Raw genomic sequence first — 5,208 nt, forward strand, 5'->3', positions numbered from 1 at the left:
TTTATGTGATTTTCACGCTGCTCGGCAATTATGTGGATGTGGAGGTCCGTACACCAAAGGGTCGTGTGGACATGGTGCTCCGCACGCCTTCCACGCTTTACGTGATCGAGTTGAAGCTGGACCAAAGTGCCGATGCAGCCATGGAGCAGATCGATCTGAAGGAGTATCCCGAACGTTTCGCCCTCTGTGGTCTTCCGGTGGTGAAGGTGGGGATCAATTTCAGTACGGAGAAGCGTACGATTGAAGAGTGGAAGATAGAGGAAAACACAGCAAGGATTGGATAGATTTGGTGAACCGTCTTTCCCTTATCGGGGAATAGTGTCTTTCCTTATCAGGGGAAGGTGGTTTCCCTGATCGGGGAAATCACTTTTCCCGTCCGGCTCTGTCAAGCCTGTAACGTTATGTGGACATTGTGAATATTCATAGTTTAACGATGATAGAATGATAACTGAAGCCTAACTACCACTGAATCCGTGATTCGTAGTTTCGTCCGGCATTACTTGGACGCTAACCTTTCTATGATAATAAATCAGCTTAAAGCGGGTGCGCTTTTATCTTATGTCCTGTTGGGATTAAATACCTTAATAGGACTGCTATATACTCCGTTCTTACTTCGAATGCTGGGTAAGTCGGAGTATGGATTATATTCTTTGGCGGCCTCTGTTATTGCCTATTTAACCGTCTTGGATTTAGGCTTTGGCAACGCTATTGTTCGTTATACGGCCAAGTTTCGTGCGGAGGGGAAGAAAGAGGAGCAATATGAGATGTTCGGTATGTTTTTCCTTCTTTATTTGGTTATAAGTTTAATAGCGTTTATTGTCGCGATGATTATGGTTGGGAATGTAGACGCTGTTTTCGACGCGAATATGACAGCTGGGGAGGTGAGTCGGATGCGTATTATCCTTCTGCTAATGGCGTTCAACTTAGCGTTCACGTTTCCAATGAGTATCTGGGGATCTATCATCACGGCTTATGAAAATTTCGTGTTCCAAAAATCAATTAATATAGCGAGGACCTTGCTGAATCCGTTGGTAATGGTGGGGCTTTTGTTTTGGGGATATAAGGCTGTCGCGTTGGTGGTGGTTACTACTATATTCAATGTGTTGACCCTATGTATTAATTACATTTATTGTAAGCGTAAGCTGCGGGTGAAACTGTATTTCAAAAGGTTTAAGTGGGGGTTCTTGAAAGAGGTGTCGATTTATTCTTTTTGGATATTCTTGAATGCGATTACGGAACAAATCTATTGGGGATCCGGACAGTTTATATTGGGAGTTTTTCAAGGAACGGCAGCAGTAGCGGTATATGCGGTAGCTATCCAATTAAAGAATATGTATTATATGTTTTCCACTGCGATTAGTACGGTTCTCTTACCTAAAGTGACAGCTATGGTAACGAAAGGAGTTTCAGAAAAAGAGGTTTCAGACATGTTCATACGTACGGGGCGGCTGCAATATATAGTCATGTCCTTCATTTTGACTGGCTTTATCCTGTTGGGACGGCCTTTTATTCAAATGTGGGCAGGGATAGGGTATGATCAAGCCTATCTGATCGCCTTACTTTTTTTTATTCCCACATTTGTCCCCCTCATCCAAAACTTGGGAATAACCATTTTAATGGCACAAAATCGGTTACGGTTCCGGTCTCTACTTATTTTGATAGCTTCGGTATTGAGTTTGTTAGTGGCTATTCCTTGCTCGAAGAAATGGGGTGCGATCGGTTGTGCGATGGCTACTTCGTTGGCCATTGTATTTGCTTACGGTATTATTTTGAATATTTACTATCAAATAAAGATTCATATCGATATAAAGCGTTTCTGGCGAGAAATAGGGCGCATGTCTATTGTGCCTTTATTGATTATTGCTGGAGGCTGGTGCTTGGTAGCTCAGTCCGATATTCAAGGTTTTTCATGTTGGGGGATGGCTTGCCTGCTATTGGGGATGGTTTATATCCCTCTTTTTTATCGTTTTTCCATGAATGATTATGAGAGGGAATTATTTAAGAAACCCGTGAAAGCGATGGTTCGGAAAATTCAAAGAAAAACAATTGTACGATGAGAATATTACTGTTGGGAGGAACGGGAGCTATGGGTATTCATTTGGCCATGCTCTTGTCAAAACAAGGAAAGGATGTATTTGTAACTACCCGCAAGGATCGGATGAATAAAGCTGGTATTATCTATCTGAAAGGTAATGCACATGATCCTTCATTTATAGAAGAAATCCTCCAGGAGGGCTGGGACGCGATTGTTGATTTCATGGTGTATCATACGGATGAGTTCGCTATGCGGATTGACTTGCTTTTGAAATATACGAGTCAATATGTCTACCTGAGTTCGGCAAGAGTATTCGCTAATGAGGAGGCGTATATAACGGAAAGATCTCCTCGGCTATTGGACGTAACGTCGGATACTGATTACCTGAAAACAGATGAGTATGCGTTGACTAAAGCACGGCAAGAGGATCTATTGCGGGCTTCCGGATATAAGAATTGGACGATTGTCAGGCCGTATATCACATTTAGTGATATACGCTTGCAGTTAGGGGTTTACGAGAAGGAACAATGGCTGTACAGAGTGTTGCAGGGACGCGCAATCGTGTTCTCGAAAGACATCGCATGCCATTATACGACATTGACTTATGGCGAGGATGTGGCTCAAGGTATCGCCGGACTTATCGGTAATACGATGGCTTTGAGTGAGGATTTTAACATAGTGACGGTGGAGTCGCTTACCTGGCAAGAGGTGTCGGATATTTATGTTCGGACGATAGAGGAATGTACAGGGATACGTCCCAAAGTGGTATATACGGGTGCTTGCTTGAATTTGTCTTTCAAGCGCACCCAATATCAAGTGAGGTATTGCCGCTTGTTTGACAGGAAATTTGATAACCGTAAGATCCTTTCCGTGGTTCCTGATTTGAAATTTTCGGATGTACGGACATCCCTTCACCGGTGCTTGTGTGCCTTGATAAACAGTCGGGATTTTAAACCGATTGGGTGGGGAAATGAAGCCTTATTGGATCGAGTGAGCGGGGAGTTTACCCCGATGCGTGAAATAGGGGGATTCAAGCGGTATATGGTATATCTTTTATTGAGAAAACTTCCTTTTGGATGTGTGAAATATATAATGAATCATAGATAAAAATAGGTGTGGAAGGAAAATTTTATAGTTCGGAGAGAAGCATACAACTTCTTATTTCGTTGCTTAAGCAGCATAATATCAAAAAGATAGTTGCCTCTCCAGGGACCACGAACATCACATTGGTGGCCAGTCTACAGCAGGATAGTTGGTTTGAGATGTATTCGAGCGTGGATGAGCGCAGTGCGGCTTATATCGCTTGCGGCATGGCGGCGGAATCGGGTGAGCCGGTTGTATTGAGTTGCACGGGAGCAACGGCCTCCCGTAATTACATCCCGGGCTTGACAGAGGCCTACTACCGTAAATTGCCGGTATTGGCCGTCACGAGTACGCAAGATATTTCTCGGATCGGCCATCATATCGCACAGGTGATAGACCGTCGTGTCATACAAAATGACATTGCTCTTTTGAGTGAGCATATACCTGTGACCGATGACATCACGACGGAATGGAGTAACACCATAAAGATAAACCGGGCGCTGTTGGAACTTCGTCACAGGGGCGGCGGTCCGGTGCATATCAACTTGACGACGACGTATAGCCGCGACTATTCGGTAAAGGAGTTACCGCAGGCTCGAATGATCCGCCGTGTTATGCCACAAGACATTTTTCCGGAACTACCCAAAGGGCGTATAGCCGTCTTTGTTGGTTCGCATAGAAAATTCACGGAGGTTGAGGCGGAGGCACTGGACTCCTTTTGCGCTTCGCATGACGCGGTTGTGTTCTGCGACCATACAAGTGGGTATAGGGGAAGATACCGGGTGTTGCCTTCGTTGATTACCGTTCAGGAAAAGAGCATGAGCGATGTGGTCGCGATGGATTTGTTGATCCATATCGGAGAGGTATCCGGCGCTTACTTGTCGTTCCGCCCGAAAGAGGTGTGGAGAGTCAGTCCTGACGGAGAGTTGCGGGATCCTTATAAGCGGTTGACCTCCGTGTTCGAGATGTCTGAATGGTATTTCTTCAAACATTATGCTTCCGGACAAGAAGTCGCCAGTCAAAAATATTTGGCTTGTTGTCAAGAGGCTTTGAAGGATATTCGTTCTAAAATACCGGAGGATCTTCCTTTCTCGAATATATGGATGGCTTCACGTTTGGCAGCCCAACTTCCTAAAGGGTGCGTATTACATTTGGGTATATTGAATACCTTACGGTCTTGGAATCTTTTCGAGACGGAGGCCGACATATATGGATATGCGAATACGGGAGGCTTTGGTATAGACGGGGATATCTCATCTTTGGTGGGCGCCTCTTTGGTCCACCCGGATCGTTTGTATTTTGGTATCTTGGGGGACTTGGCTTTCTTCTATGACATGAATGTAATAGGCAACAGGCATGTGGGGAACAACGTGCGTATTATGCTTATCAATAACGGAAAGGGAACAGAATTTCGTAATTATAATCATCCTGGAGCGGCTTTCGGAGAGGAGGCTGATGCCTATATCGCGGCAGGCGGTCATTATGGCAACAAGTCACGTCAATTGGTAAGGCATTATGCGGAGGATTTGGGTTACGAATACTTAAGCGCAAATGGAAAAGAGGAGTTCTTGAGTGTGTTAGGGCGTTTTGTGGAACCTCGTATGGTGGATCGACCGATGCTGTTGGAGGTATTTACCGATAACAAAGAGGAAAGTGAAGCATTATTCCAAATGAGCAATTTAACCATCTCCGCTAAAGGCATCCTTCGACAAGTAGCCAAGAAGTTGCTGAATGAAAAAGAAATACAATCGCTGCGTAATAAATTGAATCTATAAAGTGACAATAGTTCGTTAAAAATAAAGATATCGGCTAAGCGGCATCCGCCACAAGTCCAAAGAGTTCTTTGACAAGTTTAGCATTTAATGGGTAAACCACCGTTGTAGCGTAAGGCAGGTTCCTTGATTCTCGAATACTTTGAGAAAGTGATGCAAGACTACAATCAGCATCGCAAAGGTCGCAGCCTGTAAGCGTCCAAGCACAGCCTGAGTAAAACCGACTACATTCGCGGCTGTAACATTAATCTTGATAAATTATGTATTACAGCAACGAAGATTTTGAAAACTTTTACATTCGCTACAAGGCGGAGGGTC

At 44.3% G+C, this 5,208-nt stretch carries 4 protein-coding genes; all 4 read left to right on the forward strand.

Annotated elements, in window-relative coordinates:
• Positions 1-284: PD-(D/E)XK nuclease domain-containing protein (locus G7Y39_RS12970; protein ID WP_206225175.1), on the forward strand; the 284-nt coding region annotated here is incomplete at its 5' end.
• Between the two features lie 234 nt (positions 285-518).
• Entirely contained in the window at positions 519-2,057 is a 1,539-nt protein-coding gene (locus G7Y39_RS12975) for an oligosaccharide flippase family protein (RefSeq protein ID WP_165157863.1), read from the forward strand.
• Positions 2,054-3,142, forward strand: a complete 1,089-nt coding sequence (locus tag G7Y39_RS12980) for an NAD-dependent epimerase/dehydratase family protein (protein ID WP_165157864.1) — start codon at positions 2,054-2,056, stop codon at positions 3,140-3,142. The genes G7Y39_RS12975 and G7Y39_RS12980 overlap by 4 nt, the downstream gene beginning before the upstream one ends.
• Before the next feature lie 8 nt (positions 3,143-3,150).
• Positions 3,151-4,893 (forward strand): thiamine pyrophosphate-binding protein, encoded by a 1,743-nt coding sequence (locus G7Y39_RS12985; protein ID WP_165157865.1) that lies wholly within the window; start codon positions 3,151-3,153, stop codon positions 4,891-4,893.
• Positions 4,894-5,208: the final 315 nt, after the last annotated feature.

It is taken from the genome of Parabacteroides sp. ZJ-118 (genome assembly GCF_011038785.1).
Classification (GTDB): Bacteria; Bacteroidota; Bacteroidia; order Bacteroidales; family Tannerellaceae; genus Parabacteroides.